This is a genomic window from Lactococcus sp., from assembly GCF_036648155.1.
GTDB lineage: Bacteria > Bacillota > Bacilli > Lactobacillales > Streptococcaceae > Lactococcus > Lactococcus cremoris.
The window spans coordinates 242,439-265,997 of sequence record NZ_JAVXIY010000002.1 but is presented as its reverse complement, the minus strand read 5'-3'; the positions used below and the strand labels follow the sequence as shown (position 1 = coordinate 265,997).

24 protein-coding genes, 1 tRNA gene, 1 other RNA gene and 1 pseudogene are annotated in these 23,559 nt (G+C 37.3%); 16 read left to right on the top strand and 11 right to left on the bottom strand.

Translation table 11 applies throughout. The features are described 5' to 3' along the window. Positions 1 to 115 precede the first annotated feature (115 nt). The 9 genes and pseudogenes from RSC39_RS03145 to RSC39_RS03105 all read left to right on the top strand — a co-directional run bounded on the left by RSC39_RS03145 (position 116) and on the right by RSC39_RS03105 (position 4,447). Positions 116 to 189: transfer RNA gene (locus tag RSC39_RS03145), tRNA-Met, on the top strand. A 118-nt stretch (positions 190 to 307) separates the two neighbouring features. After that, complete coding sequence (locus tag RSC39_RS03140) at positions 308 to 508, top strand: hypothetical protein (protein ID WP_011675683.1); 201 nt, start codon at positions 308 to 310, stop codon at positions 506 to 508. Between the two features lie 122 nt (positions 509 to 630). Continuing rightward, positions 631 to 831 (top strand): annotated as a pseudogene (locus RSC39_RS03135) (cold-shock protein). A 269-nt stretch (positions 832 to 1,100) separates the two neighbouring features. Beyond that, the gene (locus RSC39_RS03130) at positions 1,101 to 1,301 is read left to right on the top strand and encodes a cold-shock protein (protein ID WP_011675685.1); all 201 of its coding nucleotides are present in this window, start codon (positions 1,101 to 1,103) and stop codon (positions 1,299 to 1,301) included. 325 nt (positions 1,302 to 1,626) lie between these two features. After that, a complete protein-coding gene (locus RSC39_RS03125) occupies positions 1,627 to 2,379 on the top strand; it encodes an MBL fold metallo-hydrolase (protein ID WP_332535039.1) in 753 nt (250 codons plus the stop codon). Further along, positions 2,367 to 3,305: a phosphatase gene (locus RSC39_RS03120; protein ID WP_332535037.1), complete on the top strand. Its 939-nt coding sequence runs from the start codon at positions 2,367 to 2,369 to the stop codon at positions 3,303 to 3,305. The genes RSC39_RS03125 and RSC39_RS03120 overlap by 13 nt, the downstream gene beginning before the upstream one ends. Continuing rightward, the gene (tadA, locus tag RSC39_RS03115) at positions 3,306 to 3,773 is read left to right on the top strand and encodes a tRNA adenosine(34) deaminase TadA (RefSeq protein ID WP_043736449.1); all 468 of its coding nucleotides are present in this window, start codon (positions 3,306 to 3,308) and stop codon (positions 3,771 to 3,773) included. 15 nt (positions 3,774 to 3,788) lie between these two features. After that, an RNA gene (ffs, locus tag RSC39_RS03110) (signal recognition particle sRNA small type) lies at positions 3,789 to 3,874 on the top strand. 51 nt (positions 3,875 to 3,925) lie between these two features. Beyond that, positions 3,926 to 4,447, top strand: a complete 522-nt coding sequence (locus RSC39_RS03105) for a hypothetical protein (protein WP_332535035.1) — start codon at positions 3,926 to 3,928, stop codon at positions 4,445 to 4,447. Positions 4,448 to 4,473: 26 nt separating this feature from the next. On the opposite strand, the gene RSC39_RS03100 is transcribed toward RSC39_RS03105, so the two are convergent. The 7 genes from RSC39_RS03100 to RSC39_RS03070 form a co-directional block, all read right to left on the bottom strand. Beyond that, positions 4,474 to 4,890, bottom strand: coding sequence for a PaaI family thioesterase (locus tag RSC39_RS03100; protein WP_332535033.1), 417 nt, complete (start codon positions 4,888 to 4,890; stop codon positions 4,474 to 4,476). Positions 4,891 to 5,341: 451 nt separating this feature from the next. Then, positions 5,342 to 6,454 carry an o-succinylbenzoate synthase gene (gene menC / locus RSC39_RS03095; RefSeq protein WP_332535031.1) on the bottom strand — a complete coding sequence of 371 codons (1,113 nt, stop codon included), beginning with the start codon at positions 6,452 to 6,454 and terminating at the stop codon, positions 5,342 to 5,344. Next, complete coding sequence (menE, locus tag RSC39_RS03090; RefSeq protein ID WP_332535029.1) at positions 6,451 to 7,806, bottom strand: o-succinylbenzoate--CoA ligase; 1,356 nt, start codon at positions 7,804 to 7,806, stop codon at positions 6,451 to 6,453. Before menE ends, menC begins: the two co-directional genes overlap by 4 nt. 221 nt (positions 7,807 to 8,027) lie before the next feature. Beyond that, on the bottom strand, positions 8,028 to 8,870 hold the full coding sequence (menB, locus tag RSC39_RS03085) for a 1,4-dihydroxy-2-naphthoyl-CoA synthase (protein WP_332535027.1): 843 nt from the start codon (positions 8,868 to 8,870) through the stop codon (positions 8,028 to 8,030). 387 nt (positions 8,871 to 9,257) lie between these two features. Further along, positions 9,258 to 10,073, bottom strand: a complete 816-nt coding sequence (gene menH, locus RSC39_RS03080; protein WP_332535025.1) for a 2-succinyl-6-hydroxy-2,4-cyclohexadiene-1-carboxylate synthase — start codon at positions 10,071 to 10,073, stop codon at positions 9,258 to 9,260. Beyond that, the gene (menD, locus tag RSC39_RS03075; RefSeq protein ID WP_332535023.1) at positions 10,063 to 11,727 is read right to left on the bottom strand and encodes a 2-succinyl-5-enolpyruvyl-6-hydroxy-3-cyclohexene-1-carboxylic-acid synthase; all 1,665 of its coding nucleotides are present in this window, start codon (positions 11,725 to 11,727) and stop codon (positions 10,063 to 10,065) included. The genes menH and menD overlap by 11 nt, the downstream gene beginning before the upstream one ends. Before the next feature lie 41 nt (positions 11,728 to 11,768). Continuing rightward, the gene (locus tag RSC39_RS03070) at positions 11,769 to 12,908 is read right to left on the bottom strand and encodes an isochorismate synthase (RefSeq protein WP_046125008.1); all 1,140 of its coding nucleotides are present in this window, start codon (positions 12,906 to 12,908) and stop codon (positions 11,769 to 11,771) included. A 264-nt stretch (positions 12,909 to 13,172) separates the two neighbouring features. Here RSC39_RS03070 and RSC39_RS03065 point away from each other — a divergent pair, with 264 nt between their 5' ends. The 3 genes from RSC39_RS03065 (at position 13,173) to RSC39_RS03055 (ending at position 16,059) form a co-directional block, all read left to right on the top strand. After that, complete coding sequence (locus tag RSC39_RS03065) at positions 13,173 to 13,754, top strand: GNAT family N-acetyltransferase (protein ID WP_332535020.1); 582 nt, start codon at positions 13,173 to 13,175, stop codon at positions 13,752 to 13,754. Between the two features lie 6 nt (positions 13,755 to 13,760). Next, positions 13,761 to 15,041 carry a DRTGG domain-containing protein gene (locus RSC39_RS03060; protein WP_011835597.1) on the top strand — a complete coding sequence of 427 codons (1,281 nt, stop codon included), beginning with the start codon at positions 13,761 to 13,763 and terminating at the stop codon, positions 15,039 to 15,041. A 94-nt stretch (positions 15,042 to 15,135) separates the two neighbouring features. Then, on the top strand, positions 15,136 to 16,059 hold the full coding sequence (locus RSC39_RS03055) for a bifunctional oligoribonuclease/PAP phosphatase NrnA (RefSeq protein WP_063281384.1): 924 nt from the start codon (positions 15,136 to 15,138) through the stop codon (positions 16,057 to 16,059). 13 nt (positions 16,060 to 16,072) lie between these two features. Here the strand turns inward: RSC39_RS03055 and RSC39_RS03050 are convergent, their stop codons facing one another. Both RSC39_RS03050 and RSC39_RS03045 read right to left on the bottom strand, forming a co-directional pair. Then, on the bottom strand, positions 16,073 to 16,327 hold the full coding sequence (locus RSC39_RS03050) for a hypothetical protein (protein ID WP_332535018.1): 255 nt from the start codon (positions 16,325 to 16,327) through the stop codon (positions 16,073 to 16,075). A gap of 40 nt (positions 16,328 to 16,367) precedes the next feature. After that, positions 16,368 to 17,336 carry an asparaginase gene (locus tag RSC39_RS03045; protein WP_011835594.1) on the bottom strand — a complete coding sequence of 323 codons (969 nt, stop codon included), beginning with the start codon at positions 17,334 to 17,336 and terminating at the stop codon, positions 16,368 to 16,370. 194 nt (positions 17,337 to 17,530) lie between these two features. Between RSC39_RS03045 and RSC39_RS03040 the strand changes: the two genes are divergently transcribed. The 3 genes from RSC39_RS03040 to RSC39_RS03030 all read left to right on the top strand — a co-directional run bounded on the left by RSC39_RS03040 (position 17,531) and on the right by RSC39_RS03030 (position 20,922). Further along, positions 17,531 to 18,919: a Cof-type HAD-IIB family hydrolase gene (locus tag RSC39_RS03040; RefSeq protein WP_021036903.1), complete on the top strand. Its 1,389-nt coding sequence runs from the start codon at positions 17,531 to 17,533 to the stop codon at positions 18,917 to 18,919. 86 nt (positions 18,920 to 19,005) lie between these two features. Then, positions 19,006 to 19,350, top strand: a complete 345-nt coding sequence (locus tag RSC39_RS03035; protein WP_011675709.1) for a hypothetical protein — start codon at positions 19,006 to 19,008, stop codon at positions 19,348 to 19,350. A 60-nt stretch (positions 19,351 to 19,410) separates the two neighbouring features. Beyond that, positions 19,411 to 20,922, top strand: coding sequence for a flotillin family protein (locus RSC39_RS03030; RefSeq protein ID WP_011675710.1), 1,512 nt, complete (start codon positions 19,411 to 19,413; stop codon positions 20,920 to 20,922). Between the two features lie 36 nt (positions 20,923 to 20,958). On the opposite strand, the gene RSC39_RS03025 is transcribed toward RSC39_RS03030, so the two are convergent. Beyond that, positions 20,959 to 22,311 carry an aspartate kinase gene (locus tag RSC39_RS03025; protein ID WP_332535014.1) on the bottom strand — a complete coding sequence of 451 codons (1,353 nt, stop codon included), beginning with the start codon at positions 22,309 to 22,311 and terminating at the stop codon, positions 20,959 to 20,961. A gap of 221 nt (positions 22,312 to 22,532) precedes the next feature. Continuing rightward, positions 22,533 to 22,757, bottom strand: a complete 225-nt coding sequence (locus RSC39_RS03020) for a hypothetical protein (RefSeq protein WP_332535011.1) — start codon at positions 22,755 to 22,757, stop codon at positions 22,533 to 22,535. 133 nt (positions 22,758 to 22,890) lie between these two features. Here RSC39_RS03020 and RSC39_RS03015 point away from each other — a divergent pair, with 133 nt between their 5' ends. Continuing rightward, the gene (locus tag RSC39_RS03015) at positions 22,891 to 23,559 is read left to right on the top strand and encodes an HAD family phosphatase (protein WP_063281669.1); all 669 of its coding nucleotides are present in this window, start codon (positions 22,891 to 22,893) and stop codon (positions 23,557 to 23,559) included.

The window sequence follows — 23,559 nt, the reverse complement described above, 5'->3', positions numbered from 1 at the left end:
AAAGATGAAGTTTTTCTCTTCAAGTTTTTTTCTGTTGAACAAAAAATATGACCGTCCAAGTCAAATGATTTCTTAATGGATTTGACTTTAGTTGAACATAGTGTTATACTTGCGAAGCGGGATGGAGCAGTTAGGTAGCTCGTCGGGCTCATAACCCGAAGGTCATAGGTTCAAATCCTATTCCCGCAATATTATTAAGGGCTGTAGGGGGCCCTTATTTTTCTTATCATTAAAAAGTAAAATGAGCCTCTTATGTAGTGAAAAGTTCTTCGTTAAATAGGCAAAGCCTAGAAAAGGAAGTAATAACATGAAAACAGGAGATATTATCACCCTCTCAAACGGCGAAAAAGCAACGATCGTTTCGGCAGATATTAACACTTATAAGCATGCTCTCATTGTAGAATTAGAGAATCATGATGTGAGGGTAGTTGATAGAGAAACATTGACTCTTGCAAAAGCAAATCCGCATGATAATATAGGTAACCATAAGAAGATACGGAAAGCATAATTTGACTTTCTCTCAGAGAGGTGGTACTATCAAGAGGTAGGTTTTGTCGTGAGTTTAAATGTTTCAGGAATGCACTTTTTCGCAAAATAGGATTTACAATTAATGCGAAAGGATGTATTAAGATGATAAATGGAACAGTAAAATGGTTCAATATGGACAAAGGCTATGGCTTTATTATTACAGAGGATATGCAGGATGTATTTGCTTATCTACTGTCTATATAAGGAAATGGTTTTAAAAAGTATAATGAAGGTCAGAAGGTAACTTTTGATGTAACAATGACAGCTCGAGGGCGTTATGCTTCAAATATACATAAAGTATAAATTTTGAAAATGAGAGATTGTCTCTCTTTTTTTATTTATTGCTGTTGTAATTAGATTTTAAAATGTTATACTAGTCTTGGGAAGAATAGTTGCTTTCCTAACAGTTTATCAAGACTACCTTCATTATTGAGGTGGTTTTTTTTATAGGTTGACATGTAGCCTATATAATGATATGATAGACGAGTAGATTTTGTCATGAGTTAAATGTATATTATATTCACTTTTCACAAAATAAGGTTTACAATTTTTGTTGAAAGGAAATAATTAATATGACAAAAGGAACTGTAAAATGGTTTAATCCAGATAAAGGATTTGGCTTTATCACTTCAGAAGATGGTCAAGATGTGTTCGCACACTTTTCACAAATTCAAACTTCAGGTTTTAAAACACTTGATGAAGGCCAAAAAGTAACTTTTGATGTTGAAGCTGGTCAACGTGGCCCTCAAGCTGTTAATATCGAAAAAGCATAAAAGTAATTAATGAAAAACGGAGCAATTTGCTTCGTTTTTTTTATTAAAACTTGTAATTATAAAATCTTATGATATACTTAGCGCAGCAAGAGGAAACTCACACTTCCCTTGATATAAATTAGGGCCACTCTTTTAAGGAGTGGTTTTTAATTGTTTTTAATGTGTTATAATTAAAGTGTTGATACTGGTAAATGCCACTTTTTGAGAGAAGTTTATAATTGAAGTGGATAAGTGCCATTTAGAATAATATAGGACGTCTAGCACTAAGATTAAGGTGCTTTGAACTATAATAGAATTAAGAAAAAAAATAGAAAGAGAGAAAAAAATGAAATTAACAGCGCTAGGTGTTTGGGGAGGTTACCCCACTCGTGATGCAGGAACAACTTCTTATCTTTTACAATCGGAGTCTGGCTTCAACATGCTTTTAGACTGCGGGTCTCGTGCGGTGACTGAGCTTGAACATGAGTTACAACCGACTCAGTTGGATGCGGTTATTTTGAGCCATTATCATGAAGACCATATTGCTGATTTGGGAGCACTTCGTCAATATCGTCAACTTTATCCATTAGGACAGGACGGTTGGGACGGTATGATGTTACCGATTTATGGTCATGGGGAAAATGAATATGAATTTTCTAAATTGAATTTGGATAAGGTTTCCGAAGGTCATCTTTATGATGTGGAAAATGGGACAAAAGTTGGTCCTTTTGACATTACATTTTTAAAAACAGTACACCCTGTGGTTAATTATGCCATGCGCATTGTTGAACGTAGAACGGGTCAAGTTTTAGTTTATACTGGGGATACTGGTTATTTTGATGAATTGACAGAATTTGCCAAAGAGGCTGACCTTCTCCTTGCCGATGTTTATTTCTTTAAGGATAAAGCTAAAATGCCTAATCATTTATCATCAATTGAAGCTGGTCAAATTGCTAAAGAAGCGAAAGTTAAAAAATTAATTTTGACTCATTTGCCTCAATTTGGCGATTTGGATATTTTACTGACAGAAGCCAAAGAAGCGGCGGGAAATACTGTCATTACTGATTTAGCGGTGCCCCATAAAAAATGGCAACTTTAACGAGGCGCTTTAAAAAGCCAATAATTATTATTTTGTCTGTCCTTTTATTGACAGTTATTATCATTCTTTCTGTCAGTATCAGAAATCATTTCCTTAATTATAATCCTCCAAAGACTAAAAGGCAGATTGAACAATTAGTTAAAGCAAGTGCTGACAGTCCTAAAACGAGATTTGTTACTGACGGTCAGCATTATCAACGAAATTTATTTGTTTCAGACATTCATGGTCGCTTGCCAGGATTGAAAAAAACACTGACAGAGATTCACTTTAGTAAAAGTGACAGACTCTTCGTGCTTGGAGATAGTATTGACCACGGCCGATTTGGTTTTGATGTTTTGCTTTATTTGTTGAAAACTTTGCCAGATGCGGGCTATCATGTGACAGTCATGATGGGAAATCATGAACAAATGTGGTCAGAGCTTGCAAGTGACGGTAAAACGGATGCGGAGCAACTTTCTAATGCAATTGGAACGATTGATATTTATGAAGGGGCTCCGCCAAATGGTTGGCAATATTCAATCGAAAATTGGAAAAAGTTGTCAGTTGCTGACAGACAATTTTTACTGACAGAAATGAAAAATAACTTTGGTCAGCCAGAACAGTTGATTGAAAAAATTGGAAATAAGTGGGTGGTACTCTCTCATAGTGCAAAAATGAATCTCTCTTATCAAAAAGAGAAAAAAACTGATTTGTTTTGGGAACATTTGCCAGGTGATTCTTTTGAACGGCGAAATAGTGTTGCTAAAGCTGTGGGCGTACCAAACACTGATGTTCAGGTCTTTGTTGGTCATGTCAGTGGAATCTTGTTTGGTAAGCATCCAAACTATATTTGTTTAGATAATACGATTGTCAATGGAACATTAGAACAGTTTGAAGCAGTTCCAGTGAAAATATATTGTCTTGAACAAGAGAAATTTTTAGGATAAATGAATTTTACAGAAGAAGAAAAAGAATTTTTTATGACGGAAGCACTCAAAGAGGCGCAAAAAGCAGCTGAAAATGAGGAAGTTCCGATTGGGGTTGTCATTGTCAAAGACGGCGAAATTATTGCGCGTGATTTTAATAGGCGAGAGCTTGATGGTCGAGCAACGCACCATGCTGAAGTTTGTGCAATTGAAGCAGCAAATCAGGCAGTGGGAAATTGGCGACTTCTTGATTGTGCGCTCTTTGTTACCATTGAGCCTTGCGTCATGTGTGCCGGAGCGATTGGTTTAGCAAGGATTCCACAAGTTTACTTTGGGGCGACAAATCCTAAATTTGGAGGAACAGTCAGTCTCTATCAGATTTTAGAAGACAAGCGACTGAACCATCGAGTCCAAGTAGAATTGGGGATTTTAGAATACGAGTGTGCAAAAATTATGCAAGACTTCTTTAAAAATAGACGAAAAAAATAAATTGTGTTATAATAGTTTTCGGAGCAATAAGTTTCTTACGAAGCGTGTCAGGACCTGACGGTAGCAGCACTAAGTATGGAACTTATGTGCTCTTTTTTTGTATTCTAATTTATGTTAAAGTATAATCATAACCTTGATTGAGGAGGAGTTTTATGAAAAATGGAAATTGGAAAAATATGAAATGGTTGATTTTAGTTTTAGTAGCGCTCCTGATTTCGTTAGGGATATTTAAAGCATGTCAAATTTCAGCTAAAAACCGAAGTATAAAAAATGAAAAAGATTCAGTTCGCTTTTTAGAGGGGGCTTGGATTTCAGATGTGAAGTTACCAATGTCTAAAAAACTCAAAGGACAATTTTATCGGGCCAATATGGGTAACGAGCCTTATTTTAAATACGGTAAAGAACAAGTCGAACTAATATTTAGAGAGTTGGAAAATGGGTGGGGGAATATTGATGGAGATTTTGTGAGAGAAAATTCTGTCTATCATCCTTTGAATGAAGTAGACAAAGATGGTTTTCGGCCAGTTAATATAAATATTAATGAAAGAGGAGAAGAGGCTTTTTTCCGTTATAAAGTTATTAATAAAAATAAAGTAAAAATGAGAATTCTTCCTTCAGGAAGTGATAAGGTTGCTGATGAATTTGAGGTTTATTTTATAAGAGAAAATGGTTAACTTATGGCGTCTATAAAAAACTCTGACTATTTGTCAGAGTTTTTTTGTGGTACCAAAGCATTGACCACTGTGATTTGTGAAATGAGAGTTTCATTTTCGTCAGTGATTTTAATTTCCCAAACGTGGTTACGTTTACCATTTTTGAGAAGAAGACCGCGGGCATTGACGTAACCCTCACATTTTTTGGGATTGAGATGATTGGCAGTGACGCTTTGACCAAGGGCAAAATATTGACCGGAGCCGATGGCATTACTGGCCATACCAGCTGTGATTTCTGCAAGGGCAAGGCTTGCCCCTCCATTTAAAAAGCCGTGCGGTTGAGCATGAAAATCGCTGAGGATCATTTTACTTGTGAATTTATAAATTTTACTGACAGACTTGTCAGAATTTTCGTCAGTAAAAACTTGAAAATCTGTGATATTGAGTTGGTCAATCATGTTCATTGGAAATCTCCTTAATAAGATATGAGGGCGGCCTAGGGTCTTGGCATTTAGTGAATAGACTTCAGGGACAGCAACAAGCTGATATCTCTGATGGTAGTTTATCGCTGACTATCTTGAAATGATAAAAAATCCCTTTTTGGCTGACGCTTGCCCTGCCAGCAAGTACTTGCGATTCTCGTTGGCGCTTCAGCGCCTTACAGTGAGCCTTTTTGTCCATTGCTTTAGCAATATTGACAAAACGGACAACTTGGTATGGACATTCGAGCGTAGCGAAGAACAGTACTTAGCTGGAATGGACGGCGTAGCTAGCGACATTGTCAAAAGGGACAACGTAGCGGAGCGGAAGTAGGAAAAAAGTTGTTCTGCTTGAAGCAGAGCTTCAAGATTGTGGAAGGGATTTGCAAAGTAAAATTCACCTGAAAGTAGAGGTTCCAGTTTTTTCTTTTTTCATTCATTTCAAGGAGGTCAAGCTCAATTTATTTACAGTATAACGATTTAGAATTTCTTCATTGATTGTAACGCCAATGCCAGCTCCAGTAGGGACAGTCATAAATCCCTCTGGGAAAGAAATATCTGGTTTGATTAGGTCTTCATCAAAATAATGCTTAGAATCAGATAAATCACCGGCCATAGCATTTCCAGACAGGGCAGCTAGTTGGACATGGAGTATTTTTGAGATACCAGACTCAACCATACTGCCAATCCAAAAGCCAATCTGATGCTGTCTGCAAAATTCAATAGCTTTTTGACTTTGGTAAAGTCCGCCTAAACGACCAATTTTCACATTTAGCATGGTTTTGAAAGGAAGTTCTGTCAGCATTTTTAGACTTTCCAAATCTTGAACGGATTCGTCAAAGCAAATTGGTGTTAAGAAGTTTTCTGTCAGTAATTTTAATTCGGATAAATCTTTGATATCAAAAGGCTCTTCGATACAAGCCAGACCCAGTTTGTCCAGCTCTTTGATGACTGGCCACTCTGTCAGTTGAAAACTTCGATTGGCATCGAGGGCGAATGTAATTTGTGGATATCTTTTTACCAGCTTTTTAATCAAGTCGGTCCCAATTTGTGGACTAATTTTTAATTTAATTCTTTTGACGCCACTGTTAATAAGTTGGTCAATTTGCTTAATGGTTTGCTCGTCAGACATTTGTCCAATAACCGCACCACGTGGGATTTTATCAGCTAATTTTTCTTGGAAAAGTCCAGCAATCAAATTTTCATTTTTTTCTTTAAAATACAAATCTAGAAGCGCATTTTCAAGACCAGCCAGTGCCATTGGTAAGGGACTTCTAAAAAATTCATGTATTTCAAAAGGGTGTGAGAATTCCTTTTGCAAAATTTCTGGCAGGTAAGTTTCTTCCAAAATGTTCCAAGAATCAGCAAAAGTTTCTGAGGTATAAAAAGGAGTCGTGAAAGCAACAACTTCACCAAATCCGGAAAGGCCCTTAGGACTTTCAACTTTTATAATAATTGTATCGCGGAGATTTAAGGAACCTTTGGCGGTCTTAAAATTAAATTTCATGGGGAGTTGAACATGAAACATTGTAATTTTTTCAATTTTCATGCTTTGAGCTCTTTTCTTAAGATTTTTCCAGAAGCATTTTTAGGCAATTCATCCATGAAAATGATGGGCTGCGGACGCTTATATTTTGCAAGTTTTTCAGTGAGAAAGTTTTCTAATTTTTCTTGGGAAATATTGCCTGAAACAAAAAGAATCGGCACTTGACCCCATTTGGCATCAGTTTTTGCAACGACGGCACATTCCTTAATTTCAGGAAGAGAATATACTAAATCTTCGATTTCTTTGGGATAAATATTTTCGCCACCAGAAATGATGACATCTTTTCTGCGGTTGAGCAGATAGAGAAAGCCATCTCTATCAAGATAGCCAATATCGCCTGTTTCAAAAGCAGCACCATAAGGCTTTTGCCCTAAATAAGCGGTCATCAGCATGGGAGATTTTAGCCAAATTTCGCCAACGCCAGAAAGATCAGGATTGCGAATTTCAATTTTAACTCCTGGTAAAGGTCGACCGACAGAGCTTGTTTTATCTGGAAAATCTAAAATATTAAAAGTAACAGATTGTGAAAAACTTTCGGTCATTCCATATGTTTTATAGACTGGCAAAGCTAATTCTTGGCATTTTTGGATTAAAGGTTGAGGAATAAATTCACCACCAAGTAGAATTAATCGTAAATTATTTCCATCCAATTTGTCGGCAATTCTTGTCAGGATGGTCGGAACGAGTGAAATCATGTTTATTTTTCCAGAATTGACCACTTCTAGAAGCTGATTTTCATCAAATTTATCAACAATTGTGGCTGATGTTGCGTTGTATAGACTACGCATGATGATTGATAATCCACTGACGTGAAACATAGGTAAGATGATGAGCCAATTATCATCTTCGTAAAGGCCGAGCGTCTTTTGAGAAGCTTTGACGTGGTTAGAAATCATGCCCCATGTGATGGGCACGGATTTAAATTTTCCGGTAGTCGCCGAAGTATTCATGATGACAGCGATTTTTTCGTCAGGAAAATTGACTGACAGACTTACAGGTTCAGCTGTTGTTGCCAAAATATCTGAAAAAGAAATGCTGTCAGTCATTTTTTCTGTCAGTAAATCTGAAGTAAAGACTGTCTCAATTTCGAGTTCATTGACTTGCTCAGTCAGTTCGTATGTGGTTAGATGTGTATTCAAAAGAAGAATCTCTTTTGACAAACCGAGTAAGGCAAACAAGACAACCGCCATTTCAACCGAGTTTTCTGAGAGGAGCGCAACTCTAGTCTTTTTAGCGACGAGTGGAGCTAAATGTCTTGCTATTTTATCCACTCGTTGATTGATTTGTTCAAAAGTAAAGTCATTTAAAAATTGTTTTTGGGGATAAAGTTCCGCCTGTTTTTTTAACCATTTCATTATTTAAGATGTGAGCCCGACTGCTTTGAAGTAATGAAAATTAGAAAAATGCGGTTCTGCGCTCAGCGCAGGTTCCATTTTATCTATTTTCACTTACTTCAAGGAGGGCGAACTCAATTTCTCCTTCTTCCATTGTATTTTTTGCTGATAGGATTTTCGTCAGTAACTTTTAAATCACAAAAAGCGCCACAATGACGCTTTATCAGCAATTTTTCAAAAGTTTATGGGAATTTTGGAAATTGGTCAAAATCAGGTTTGCGCTTTTCTTTGAAAGCATCGCGCCCTTCTTTGGCTTCATCAGTGGTATAGAACATGAGTGTTGCGTCTCCCGCAAATTGTTGCAGTCCAGCAAGTCCGTCAGTCGCTGCATTCATTGAACCTTTGAGCATACGGAGGGCCATTGGCGAGAGAGCGAGCATTTCTTCGGCCCATTGAACAGTTTCTTCTTCAAGACGGTCAAAAGGTACAACTGTATTGACCATGCCCATGTCCATTGCTTCTTTGGCAGTATATTGACGGCAGAGGAACCAGATTTCACGCGCTTTCTTTTGACCAACCATGGCCGCCAGCAAACCAGCACCATAACCAGCATCAAATGAACCAACACGTGGACCAGTTTGTCCGAATTTAGCATTTTCAGAAGCGATGGTCAAGTCACAAACGATATGTAAAACATGACCTCCGCCGATGGCAAAACCATTGACCATGGCAATAACAGGTTTTGGCGTAATCCGAATCAAATGTTGTAAATCTAAAACATTCAAACGAGGAATTTGGTCTTCACCAACATAACCACCATTTCCACGAACTTTTTGGTCGCCACCAGAACAAAAGGCTTCTTTATCTTCACCTTTGCCATGATTAGCCCCAGTTAAAATAATGACACCGACATTAGTGTCATCACGTGCAATACTAAAAGCGTCAATCATTTCAACGACTGTTTTTGGACGAAAAGCATTGCGAACTTCAGGACGATTAATGGTAATTTTTGCAATTCCATTATAAGTTTCATAAATAATATCTTCGTAGTTACGATTGATTGCAACCCAGTTAAATTTTGACATAATTTCTCCTTTAAGATGTGAGGGGCGCTTGTTTAGAAACTGGGGAAAATGCCTTTTTGGCTGACGCTTTAGCGACATTGCCAAAACGGACAGCGTAGCAAAGCGTAGATAGGAAAAATTATGGTTCTTCACGAAGTGAAGGTTCTAATTTTTTTCTTTTTTCGTAGGTTTCTAACGCACCAAACTCAGTTAAATAAGATATGGTTCGTTTCATAATTCTGATTAGAACAAACTCACTTACATAAATTATTTTTATTCTAGTTAATTAGATTTCGATTTTACTGACAAATTGCCTGTAAAAACTCATTTATTTGACTAGTGAATGTTGCTGACAAGTGCACGGATGGCACAGGCATCACTTTTCCATTATATCATAAAGCTTTTTGACTAAGCCAAAAATTCCTCTAATATTTTTTGATAAAGGGAAGGATTTTCTAAGTGGATATTATGACCCGAGCCAGCGACGGGAATCCAAGTGACATTAGAATTTGGCGCAAAAATCTCTTTGGCAATGTTGGAATATTTCTCATCTAAATCACCAGAGAGATAGAGAATTTCAGGATTTACTAAAGAAATCTTGTCCCCGATATAATCCAGCTGACCTTGACCTGTTCCCCGCAAAGTTTGGGCAAGAGCTAGTGGTGAATTATTAGCGCGTCGCTGCCAAATTTCTTTTTGAATTTTTACTGACAGTTTTTTTTGTGAGTTAAAAAGTGAAAGATTTCCCCAAAAATTGGCGAACCATTCAGAGCCATTCAGAAGAATTTTCTGAGCCAACTCTTCGTCAGTAAATTGTCTTTTTTCGCGGTCACTAATGCTAAAAATTCCAGGTCCTGTTGACTCTAAAATTAATTTTTCAACGGGAGCCGACGGATAAGCCAAACAATAGCGGAGCGCGAGCCGCCCACCCATTGAATAACCCAAAAGTGAAAAAGGTTTTCCGTCAGCAAATTGTGTGAAAAGTAAATGAAGGTCTGACAGTACTTGATCAAGCTTGTAAGGAGCAAGGGTATCGGGTTTTGCTGATGAACCATGACCTAATAAATCAATGGCAACAATCTTGTAACCTGTCAAACTAAGTTTCTGCCAAGTGCTTGAACTTTCGGAAAAACCATGCAATGCAAAAATAATTTTCCCACTTCCCCAAATACTGACAGCATAATCAAGACCCGCAATCGTCATTATTTTTTTATCAATTTTCATAAGCAGTATATTTTTTATGCAAAGCCAAACTTAAATCTTTGTCCGTTTTAATTTCCAAAAGATGAATGCCAGGTTGACAGATAGAAGTCTCAAATTGCTGACCAAAATCAGCATAATTACTGACCAAATGATAATCTAAACCTGTCAATTCAGCCAAGCCCGCAAAATTCAAGCCATGTGGGGTTGAAAAGAGATAATCAAAATTTGGCACGCCTTTTTGTGCTAAATGATGAAAAATTCCGCCACCATCATTATTGAAAAGAACGATTGTCAGATTAAGTTCATGCGTTTTACCAATAATTAGCCCATTTAAGTCATGGAGCATGGACAAATCGCCTGTCAGTAAAACCGTTGGCTTTCCGGTTGTAGCAATACCAAGCGCTGTAGATTCGGTTCCGTCGATGCCATTGACACCACGATTTCCTAAGATTCTGACCTTGGAATCTTCCTTTTTCCACCAATAATCTATATCGCGGATTTCCATACTATTTGAAACAAGAAGTTGAGCGTCAAGTGCTTTCAAATGTTTTTGTAGTTCTTGGACGAAACGTCCTTCAAATGGCTTTTCTTCCTGAGCCACTTTTTCAAGTTGATGACGCATTTTTTCTTGGGCCTTTTGCCATTTCTCCAAATATGAAAAGTCTTGATTCACTTTTTGGATAGAATTTGCAAAAGTTGCGACATTGGATTGGACCATGATTGTCGTTGTTAAACTTGGATTGCGATAAGCTAAAGCAGGGTCAACTTGAATAAATTGTGCTTCGTCATTGAGGGCAATAAATTGTTGTAATCTTTTAGAAACAGGCATCTGACCAAAAAGAAGAATAGACTCTGCTTTTAAGTCAGTTTTCAAGTCATCATTTGCCAAAAAAGCATCATAGCTGTCCATGATAAAAGGAGAATTGTGATTTCTAAGATTGGAAAGAGGGTCTGCCAAGATGGGAGCTTTTAAGTGTTCGGCAAGTTTTAAAAGTGACTCTGAATAATTTTCAGCAGAATTGGCTCCTGCCAAAATCAGTGTTTTTGAAGAAAGTAATGCTTCATCAAAAAAGGCGCTTTGTTGACCTTTAAAGAATTTAAAAGGCAGTTTAGAACGTCCTTTTTCATAGTTTTCATTCTTTAATTCGGGAACTAAAGGGTCGCGCAATGGAATGTTGATTTGAACAGGTCCAGCCATCTGGTCAAGGGCAGATAAAAAGGCGCGTTGAGCCACTTTTCGCGGATAAGTCCAAAAGTTTTTTGCTTGAGGCTGGGGGGCTTCAAGATTTTCAAAATGATTGACGAAATTTCCAAAAAATCTGGTTTGGTCAAGCGTTTGAGGCGCCCCAACAAATTGAAGCTCGGCTGGTCGGTCAGCTGTCAAAATAATGAGTGGGATACGACTCATCTTTGCTTCAGTAATAGCTGGGAAATGATGAGCAGCAGCAGAGCCAGAAGTACAAACCAGCACAACTGGTCGACGATTTGCCTTAGCAATTCCGAGTGCAAAAAAAGCGGCCGAACGTTCATCAATATTGACATAAGTATCGTATTTTTTATATTCTTCAAAAAGCATGGCTAAAGCCGTTGAACGTGAGCCAGGGCTAAAGACAGCTTCACGTACTCCGAGATTGAAAAGTTCATCAACAAAGGGAGCTAAATATTCATTGGTCATGATTGTGTCCTTTTCTAATGGATTGATATTCTAAATAGAAGTCATAAGGCTTCTAAAATCGTTTTTAATTTTACCTTGGTTTCATTAAATTCTTCTAAAGCATCAGAAGATGGAATGATTCCACAGCCAGCATAAGCATAAAGTTTTTGCTCATTTATTAAAGCTGAACGAATGCCAACAATTAATGTTCCGTTGCCTTCATTATCAATCAAACCAAGAGGAGCCGCGTAAAGTCCACGTTCATGCTTCTCATGTTTTCTAAGAAAAGTGAGTGCTTCATGTCGCGGTTCACCTCCTAATGCCGGCGTTGGGTGAAGATGTTTTCCCCAATCAATGAGCGAGCTTTTAGAACTTTTTGCGGTCAATAAGGTCCGAAGATGATAGACGTTTTTTAGCTCCATTAAACCCGTCTGACCAACTTTGACCGATTCGGCTTTTTCAAGCAAATTTTTCTTGATTTTTTGGACAACAATCTCATGTTCTAAAAGATTTTTAGGGTCTGTCAGTAATTTTTCGCCCGCATTTTCCATTGTTTTAGGAAAGGTGCCTGCTAAAGCATAGCTCAACAACTGATTGCCATTTTTTTGAACTAAGATTTCTGGTGAGGCACCAAGAAAAATTCTTTGTTCTTTTTGATAAGCAAAAATAAAAGCATTAGGATTATTTTCAAGAAGATTTTGGAGGATACTTTCGAGCTCAAAAGGGCTTTGACTTAGGAATTCAAGTTCTCTGGAAGCTACAATTTTCTTACTTTTTCCGTCAGTAAAATTTTGCGAAATGGCCTGAAAAAGTTCTTCCCAGTCTGAAAAGTCAGAAGGCTTTTCACTGATTTGGTGCTTAATCTTAGTAAGAGGGATTTCGCTAATATTTTTTGGAGGATCACAAGTGAGATAATAAGAAGTTTTTTTGTTGGCAACAAAATAATGCTTGAAAGCAATCGTTTCGCCCCCAAAATTTTTCCATCGTTCTCCTTTGACATCATCAAAAAAAGTCTGACTGTGGAAAAGATAAGGAATGTCAGATAAATTATCCTTATCAGGGTCAACAGCTCTTAGACGTTCCGCACCAATAACAAACTCTTCTTTTTGTGGGTCAAACCAAAAGAAACGTTCACTTTCTGGAAAATTTGCCCAAAAGGACAATGGGTTTTTTAATATTAAATCGTTTTTTATATATTTCATTTTTTCTACCATAGAAATTATAACATAGCTCACTAAATGAGGGGAGCATTGAGCCCCAAAATTACAAAAGTTCCTTAAATTAAAGCGCTTTTTCTTTCATAGTTTTTCTAACTATTTTTTGATTTCAGAATGAATTGAACTTGTTTTTGCCAAGCATTTGGGGACATGAAAAAATGAAGTCACCCAAAAGGTCATAATTTTCAAATATGGGCTTGTCGAGTGTGGTATAATTAATGAAAGAATATCATCAAAAAAGGGAGCATCATGAATATTTATGTCAAATTGGCCGAGTTCAGGCTTATTGAAACAAGGCGACTCATCTTACGTCCTTTTGTGCTGAGCGATGCCGAGGAGATGTTTGCTTATTCTGGAAATCCTGAGAATCTCAAATTTGTTTTTGCGCCACATCTTTCTCTTGAAGAAACTCGCTTTGCGATTGCCAACAATTATATGAAAAATCCCTTAGGAAAATGGGCAATTGAATTGAAAGCAGAACACAAACTGATTGGTGATATTCATTTTGTGAAAATTTCTGAAAAAAATCAGTCAGCAGAGATTGGTTATGTTTTGAATCAAAATTATTGGAATCAAGGATTACTGACAGAAGCCTTAAAAGTACTGACAGAATTTTCTTTTGAACAATTTGCACTGAAAAAGTTAGAATTATTGATTGATAAAGAAAATCCAGCTTCAAAAAAAGTTGCCCTTAAATCAGGTTATCAAATGGTCAAAAAATTTAAAGGATGCAACCAATATCGTGCAAAAATAAGAAATTTTGAACAGTATGAGCAAAGAAAAAATGACTATGAAATTTATCGAAAAAAATCAGAGATTGGGGAAATTTGAGATTTTATGTCAAAGCATGAAGAGATATTAAGTTACATTGAAGGGTTAGAAATTGGCAAACAAGTCAGTGTTCGTGGGATTGCCAATCGCATGAAAGTCGCTGATGGAACGGCATATCGTGCGATAAAAGAGGCAGAAACACTTGGCTTAGTTGCTGTTAATGACCGTTCGGGAACTGTTAGAGTAGCAGTTAAAGGCCAAAAAGTTGCCAATCGTTTGACCTTTGGAAAGTTGGCAGAAGTAGCGAATGCGGACGTTTTGGGAGGACTTGCCGGTTTAGAAGTTGAATTCAGTAAATTTGTCATTTCGGCAATGCAAAGAGAATCCTTTAAACGCTATCTATCGCCCAATGGCTTAGTGATTGTCGGGGACCGAAAAGAAATTCAAAATTTAGCTTTAAGAGAACAAAATGCCGTTTTAGTGACAGGGGGCTTTGATGTTGACCAAGAGGTTGTGGATTATGCTAATCAGTTAGGAATCCCCCTTTTACGAACTTCTTATGATACTTTTACAGTGGCCAATCGGATTAGTCATGCTTTAGCCAATGAACTCATCAAAAAAGATGTCATTACCGTTGGAGATGTGTTTCATCAAAAAAGAGCAACTTTACGAGAAGAAGATACCGTAAAAGATTTTTTGGATTTAGTGAAAAAAACGAATGATAGTCGTTTTGCCGTGGTTAATCCCTATAATGTAGTAGTTGGGGTCATTGCCATGCGTGATGTCACTAATAAAAAAAATGATACACCCTTAAATAAAGTAATGACTCGAGCAAATGTTGCTAGAGCAAGCATGACTGTGGCTAGCGTTTCGCAAAAAATGATATATGAAGGCTATGATATGATGCCTGTCGTCTATGAAAATTATTCTTATGCGGGGATTATTACAAAATCAGACCTTCTGCAAAGTCTTCAAAAAGCTCAAGAAGAGAGTCAAGTGGCCCATACTTTCAGTGATAATATTGCCAACTGTCTGGTAGAAAAAGGTTCGGCTTATACTTTGACTGTTGAACCATTTATGATTAATAGTGTGGGAACGATTGCGAATGGTGTTTTTGCAGAACTCATCAGCCAAGTGGTTCAACGGGTCTTTACCAAAAGACGCCGTCGTAATATTATCATTGAATCCTTAAACATGCACATGATGGGGGCTGCGGCGATTGACAATGTCTTGGAAATTTATCCTAAGGTAATTGGAGAAACACGAATTGGAGCAATGGTCGACTGTGAAATCTACCACGTCAATAATATCGTTGCCAAAGTTTTAGTTAATGTCCAATTAACCTAAAAATTACTGACAGAATTGTCAGTTTTGCTGTCCATTCCATTAGTTATAGACTTAAAACTTATTTTTCATTTGATAGATTAAAAAAGGGGAAAAAATGAACGAAATTTTAGAAAAAATTAAAGCCTATGAGATAATTCTCATTCACAGACATAAAAATCCAGACCCAGATGCTATTGGTTCCCAGGCAGGATTGCGAGCAATTTTAAGAGAAAATTTTCCAGAAAAAAGAATTTATGCGGTCGGTTATGATGAACCAACCTTAACCTATTTGGCCGAAATGGATACGATTGAACTTAGTGAAGATGAAAAATACTTATCTATCGTTTGTGACACAGCAAACACACCAAGAATTGATGATGAACGCTATCAAAAAGCTGATTTTTTGATTAAAATTGACCATCATCCGAATGACGATGCCTATGGCGATTTATTATTAGTTGAGCCAGAACGAAGCTCAGCATCAGAAATTGTTGCTGATTTTGCATTTGAAAATGGTCTAAATTTGAATAAGGAAGCTGCGCGTCTCCTTTATGCCGGAATTATTGGAGATACTGGACGTTTCTTATATCCAGCAACTTCGCCCAATACTTTAAAAGTAGCTTCAAAACTTGCTGAATATCCCTTTGACCGCCCAGCTTTAGGACGTGAAATGTCGTCATTTGATATGAAAGTTGCCCGTTTGCAAGGTTTTGTTTATGAAAATATGGAAGTTTCAGAAAATGGAGCTGCTCGAGTTTTATTAACTCAAGAAATTTTGAAAAAATTTGATTTACGCGACGCTGAAACTTCAAGTATTGTTTCGACACCAGGAAATATTCGAGGAATTGAATCATGGGCAATCTTTGTCGAGCAAGCCGACGGACATTTCCGAGTGAGAATGCGTTCAAAAGTGACACCGATTAATGAAATTGCTAAAAGACATGACGGTGGAGGGCATGCTTTAGCCTCAGGTGCAAATTCATATTCTTTAGAAGAAAACCAACAAATTTGGCAAGAGTTACAAGATAACTTGAAATAAATCTACTGACAGTTTAAAGCGATTGAATAATGAGCTTTAAATCGGCAAATGAAGGAATTGTCAGCAGAGCTGACGATTCTGTCAGTAGCGATTGAATAATGAGCTTTAAATCGGCAAATAAAGGAATTGTCAGCAGAGCTGACGATTCTGTCAGTAGCGATTGAATAATGAGCTTTAAATCGGCAAATGAAGGAATTGTCAGCAGAGCTGATGATTCTGTCAGTAGCGATTGAATAATGAGCTTTAAATCGGCAAATAAAAGAATCATCAGTCAGCTGATGATTCTTTCTTTTGTCAGTAATTTTTATTTAATTTTCCAAAAAAGGACGTAATTCTGATAAATTTTTCAAACCAGCATTTAAGGCAATAATCAATTTAATTCGTGCCTTTTGAGAATTCACTTCGTCAGCAAACATCACGCCAGCTTCGTAAAGTTGTGAACCGCCACCCTGATAAGAATAGACTGGTTCGGCAATCCCATTGAAACAACGAGAAACAAGAACAACAGGAACCTTGGCGTCCAAGAGTCTTTGCAGTGATTGGCTAGCAATAGGTGGGAGATTTCCAGCACCTAATGCTTCAATGACAATTCCGTCTAACTTCTCTAAATCTAATAAATCTAAAATTTCACCAGTCATTCCGGCAAAAGCCTTGACGATTGGTACATTTCCATGAACTGTTGCCACATCCAAATGTTGATTTTCACTATCTTTGTGGAAATAGATAATTTTATTTTTGGTCAGTAAACCGACAGGACCATGCGTCGGAGTTTGGAAAGTTGACACGTTAGTCGTGTGTGTTTTAGTGACATAACGAGCAGAATGAATTTCGTCATTCATGACCACAAGTACCCCACGGTCACTTGAATTACTGTCAGCAGCAACACGAATGGCTGTCAGTAAATTATAAATTCCGTCAGTCCCCAATTCATTACTTGAGCGCATAGCACCTGTTAGGACAATCGGTTTGCCACGAGAAAGAGTCGTATCAAGGAAAAAGGCTGTTTCTTCAAGGGTGTCAGTTCCATGAGTAATCACCACACCATCAAAATTCTCAGAAATAAATGCCTTTTTGATTCTATTTTTTAAAACCAACATATCTGTTAAAGTAACATGGGGGCTTGGAAGATTAAAAATATCTTCTGTTACCAAGTCGATTTCATCAAATTGCATATTCACAGCATTCATTGGATTTGTTGCATTTGGGGAAACATGACCATTTTCATCTTCCGCCATCGAAATTGTTCCACCAGTGTGGAGAATTAAGATTTTTTTCATCATTATTCCCTTATCTATCTATAATAAACAAAATTTAAATATAAAAATTTATAGACTTCATATAAAAGCCAGCACTAGCATTATATCAAAATTTACTCCAGAAAAAAATAACTAATAAATGAAATAGATTTAAAATTACTGTATAATTTAGATAGTAAATGAAAGCTGTATCAAAGCTAGAAAAGATTTGAGAGATGGATATAAAAGCAGTATTTTTTGATTTAGATGGAACCCTATTTACTTCAACCCGTGGAGTAGCAACGAGTACCCGCAAAGCCATACAAGAGCTTCGCCAAAAAGATATTTTTGTTGGAATTGCCACAGGACGTGGGCCTGCTTTTGTGATGCCTTTGCTAGAGGATTTAGACTTAGACTTTGCAGTCACTTATAATGGTCAGTATATATTCACCCCCAAAGAAGTCATTTTCCAAAATCCTTTAGAACAAAAAACCTTAAAGAAATTAATGGATTATGCGACAGAAAACCATTCGGACATCTCTTTAGGGACGGCACATGGTGTGAACGGTTCAGGCTTGTTAAAGTTTGGAGAAACGCGGCTAGCAAGCTTTCTATCAGGAGTCTTGCCCTCTGGAACCTCCGGAGTCGCTAGAAACAGTTTCAAACATGTCATTCGTCGCGTTTTACCACAAAATTCAAAACTGGCGGATAACGAAGAAGAATTTATATATCAGGCCATGATGGTAGCTACAAGAAATGAAACAGCTCGTTTGCAAGAAGCCTTTCCAGAACTTTTGGTTACCAGAAGTAATCCCTATTCTGTTGATTTAATTTCGGAATCAGGAGGAAAATTGCCAGGGATTCAACGCTTAGGCGAACGTTTTGGTTTTAACTTAGAACAAGTGATGTGTTTTGGTGATTCTGAAAATGATTTGACAATGATTTCTGGTGTGGGTTATGGGATTGCTATGGGGAATGCTGTAGCCGAGGTAAAAAAAGTTGCGACTTATGTTACGGATACCAATAACCAAGATGGAATTGCTAAAGCTCTTGCCTACCATGGTTTAATTCATTATTCAGTTGAAAAAGATTTTGTATCAAAAGATCAAAATTTCAATAAAGTTAAAGATTTCCATCGTCTAATGGATGGAAAAACACAAGAAGTTCCAAGAGCTTTTCCGCCAACAGAAGCAGGATTCCGTGCTGATTTTAAAGTTGAAGAGATTGTTGAGTTTCTCTATGCTTCCGCTGATGGAAATCAAGAAAAATTCACAGAATTAGTCGAAAATTTACATCAAGCAGTGGACAAAGCGGCAGATAAGGTCAAGTCGAAAGAACACAAAGAAGACAGCTTAACTGGACAAGTAGATGCGATGATTGATTTACTTTATTTCACTTATGGCTCGCTCGTCCTTTCTGGAATTGACCCTTATGAAATTTTTAATGCTGTCCATCAAGCAAATATGGGTAAAATTTTCCCAGATGGCCGTCCACATTTTGACCCAGTGACCCATAAGGTCTTGAAGCCGGAAGATTGGGAAGAAAAATTTGCTCCAGAAGGAAAAATAAAAAAAGAGCTTGAACGACAAAAAAGAGTCGCTGCGAAAAAACATAAAACTAAATAAATAGGTAATTTACACTAACAATAGGCATTATAAAATGTTATAATATTAATAAAGTGTAACAAAAAGCTTTCAAGGAGAATAAGACTATGATTTTTATTATTATTACTTTGGTTATAATTGTACTCATTATCCTATTGACGGTCTTATTACTTCCAGGAATGGCCTTCTTCAATAAAGTATCAGATCAGAAATATAATGCTGATGAAAAAGATTTACTGACAGGAATTTTGACAACGGCAATCAGTTCAAAAGAAGCAACAGGTGAAGTCATGACAACCTTTGTCAATGAATCCCGTAAGACGATGCCAGCAAAAATTTATTTATCGTCAAAAGATAAGATTGATCAGATAGAACAAGGTGCAGAAGTTCTAATTATTGAAAGTAAGTCTGGAATTGCTTATGTTATTCCTTATAAACAAACGATTTTTTAGCAATCAATAACTTTAAAAATTGCTGGAATAAATAAAAATTTATTATCTAAAGGAGAAATTATGCCACTACTTTACATTTTGGCAATTGCAGTGATTGTTATTATCCTGATATTGTTAGGAATTATCGCTGCCAATTACAAAAAATCTGGACCTCAAGCAGCTCTTATCGTTTATGGTTCTGGCCTAGGTTCAAAAGGAGTCAATAAAGACTCACAAGGCAATCGCTTGAAAGTCGTTCGGGGTTCTGGAACATTTGTTTTACCCATTTTCCAAAATGCCCGATACCTCAGTCTGCAATCTGCTGCGATTGACATTAAAACCGAAAAAGTGCTATCAAAAGATAAAATTCCAGTAACGGTTGAAGCCACAGCAATGATTAAAGTAGGTTCGACTTTGCAGGATATTGCGACGGCTGCCGAGCAATTTTTAGGTAAAAGAGATGAACAACGTGACGCTATGGCCGACCAAGTACTTCGCGGACATCTTCGGGCAATTGTCGGAACAATGACGGTTTCTGAATTAATTGAAGACCGTAATAAGTTTTCAGGAGAGGTTCAGGGCCAAGCTGGTACTGACTTATCAAAAATGGGACTTTCAATTGTTTCGTTCGTTATCAATGACATTCGTGATGACCAAAACTACATCAAAGCATTGGGTGCTAAAGAAGTAGCCCGTGTTCAACAAGAAGCAGCGATTGCCGTAGCTAATGCGGATAAGGAAACTCGAATTCAAAAAGCAGCAGCTGACCAAGATGCTCAAAAAGCCGAAGCTCTTGCTGCTACACAAGTTGCCAATGCGCAAAAGGAAAAAGCAATCAGTCTTGCCCACTATGAGCAAGAACAATCGATTGCTGCAGCCGAAGCCAAAGCACAAGCTGACCAAGCTCAAGCCTCTGCTGACCAAGCTTATGCCATTCAAGAAGCGATTTCTAAAAAAGAAACAACCGAAGCAGAAATGCAGGTTGAATTAATTAAGAAACAAAGAGAAACGGACTTAGAAACACAAGAAGTACTCCGTAAAGCTCAAGAAAATGAAGCTAATGTCGTTAAAGCAGCGGAAGCAGCTAAGGCTGCTCAAATTGCTAAAGCCGAAGCTGACGCTCGTGAGCGTGAAGTCAGAGCTCAAGCCGAAGCGGCAGCCATTGAAGCGACTGCTAAAGCAACCGCGAAACAACGTGAAGTGACTGCTTTAGCTGAAGCCACAGCCATTGAAGCAACCGGGAAGGCTGAGGCTGAGGCTATTCGTCTTAAAGGTCTTGCCGAAGCGGAAGCGATTGATAAAAAAGCGGAAGCAATGCTAAAAATGAATGATGCAGCCAAATTGAACATGGCACTCGAAATCCTCCCAGATGTTGTTGCTAGCGTCTCAAGCAATCTCCAAGCTGTTGATTCAATCAATATCTATGGTGGCGAAGGTTCTTCAAAAATTCTCGGAATGTCACAAGAAAGTTTAAAACAAGGACTTGATGTCTTAGGAACGATGGGAATTGATGTGCCTGATTTACTAAATAATTTTTCTAATCGTGTAACTTCCAGTGAGAAATTGGAAACTGTGGAAAAAATAAACGAATAAAAAAATAGCTCTTAGAGCTATTTTTTATTTAAATAATTAATCAAAAAAGGCTGAATAAATGGCTTTCAATGCCTCTTGCTCATATTTTTCTTTGACAATAAACATCACAGAAACTTCACTTGAACCTTGGGAAAGCATTGCAATAGAGATACCTTGCTTAGAAAGTGCAGCAGTTGCCCTAGCTGTGACACCGACATGTTCTTTCATGTCTTCACCTACAATGGTAATAATTGAGAAGTCACGGTCAATATAAACTTCATCAGGATGAAGGGACTCGGTGAGATTTGAAATTAAGGCTTTGGAAATAGGTTGAGTCAAATAACGACTTCTAATAATGATAGACATGTCATCAATTCCTGTGGGCATATGTTCAAAACGAACACCTAAATTTTCCAAAACGGAAAGCACCTTTCGTCCAAATCCTACTTCGCGGTTCATCAGATATTTACTGACATAAAGAGAAGAGAAGGCGCTAGATGAAGCAATTCCGACTACGGGAGAACCTTTTGTTTCCCTTTGCACGACAATTTTTGTACCTGGATGGTCAGGATTATTCGTATTTTTAATAACCAGAGGGACACGGGCACGATAAGCAGGGACAAGGGCTTCATCATGCAAGACAGAAAAACCAGAATAAGCCAACTCCCGCATTTCACGATAAGTTAATTCAGCGATATAAGCTGGATTTTTTACGATTCCGGGATGCGCGGCAAAAATTCCATTGACATCAGTGAAATTTTCATAAAGTTCAGCTCTCACACCAGCTGCAATAATTGAGCCAGTAATGTCAGACCCCCCACGAGAAAAAGTACAGACTTCGCCTTCCTTGGTAACACCAAAAAATCCGGGAATAATTAGGGTTTCTTCAAGGTCATTAAGATACTTGATATGTTCATAAGCCCCTCCAAGTAAGCGAGCATTTCCTGGGTCAGAAGAAACAGTGATTCCAGCATCTGATGGATGAACGTATCGACTTGGTAAGCCAGAATGGGTAAAGAAGTCAGCAATTAATTTAGCGTTATTATTTTCTCCAGCAGCTAAAAAAGTGTCATAAGTAAAGACATTCTCTAAATCTAAATGAGCCAAGTTGTGGATATTGTCCGCAATTTCATCAATGACAGAACTTTTTAGCTCAAGTTCATCATAGATTTCACGGAATCTTGCAATAATCCAATTTTGATAATATTGAATTCCTTTATCATCGGTTGTTTTGTAAGCTTTATAATAAGAAATTAAAGCATCGGTAACTTTAGTATCAGCCCCCGAACGTTTTCCTGGTGCAGAAACAACAATAAATTTTCTTAATTTATCCGCTTGGACAATATCAAAAACTCTTTTGATCTGAGTAGCTGATGCGAGTGATGAACCCCCAAATTTTGCAACTTTCACTTAAAATTACCTTCCCTTCAAGATTAAATTAAATTATAAATTGATTTATTATAGCTAATTTTCAGATAATTTTCAATAAATAACTCATTTTATTTTGAAGAGTATTCAATAAATAAGCGATGTTTCACGATTAAATAAAAAGCTTACATTTAGAAAAATTCCAAAGTAAGTTTTTTTTAGAAGATAGCATGAAAATGCTGACTATGAATTCATAAAAATTATCACCAGTTCTTTTTAATAGAAGGAGCATCAGCACGTCCTTGTTCACGGGCAGCTTCAGCAACAGTAGGACGCATTTTTGCTTCCAATTGAGCAAATAATTCATCTAATCTGTAAGGAACCGACACAGGTAAACCAGTAAGAACAAACAAACATTTCATCAGCAGCGTTGACAACATTAAGAGAGAATCTTGAGAAAGAGTGGTTGTTAAAGAAGTGTAAGTCATTGATTTCAACTAATGAGCCAAGCTTCGTGGGGTCAATAGAATATTTATATGTCAACTTATTATTTTTAACTTTTGAAATGTCTTTTGACGGAGTCTATTGAACCATACTTATGGACTGTGTTATAATGGTTTTATGAAATTTAAAGCAGTGATTTTTGATATGGATGGTGTTCTTGTGGACACTGAGCGCTATTATTTACAACGCCGAGAAGAATTTTTTGGCGGACACGGGATTTCAATCAATCATTTAAGCCCGAGTGATTTTATTGGGGGAAATATGAAAGAGATTTGGCCTCGGATTTTGCGTGACGACTTTGATGAACAAGCGGCTAGTAAGTTACAAGCCGATTATGAGGATTTTAAAATCAATCACCCGATGCCCTATGCAGAACTTTTATTTCCTGATGTCCAAGAAATTCTAACTTTTTTGCGTCAAAAAGAAGTGAAAATTGCCCTTGCTTCAAGCTCGTCAATGCTTGATATTAATCAAATGTTGGATACTCATCAGCTTCGTTCTTATTTTGATGTCATCCTTTCAGGAAATGACTTTAAAGAAACTAAGCCAAACCCAGAAATTTATCTGACCGCAATGTCAGAATTAGGAGTAGAAGCTACAGAAAGCTTGATTATTGAAGATTCTGAAAAAGGAATTCAGGCAGGTAAATCAGCTGATGCAACTGTTTGGGCCATTGAAGATAAACGTTTTGGAATGAACCAAGATAAAGCTGACATGAAAGTTGAATCACTGACAGCCATTCAAAAATTACTGACAGCTTCGTCAGTAAAAATGATGAATGTTTAA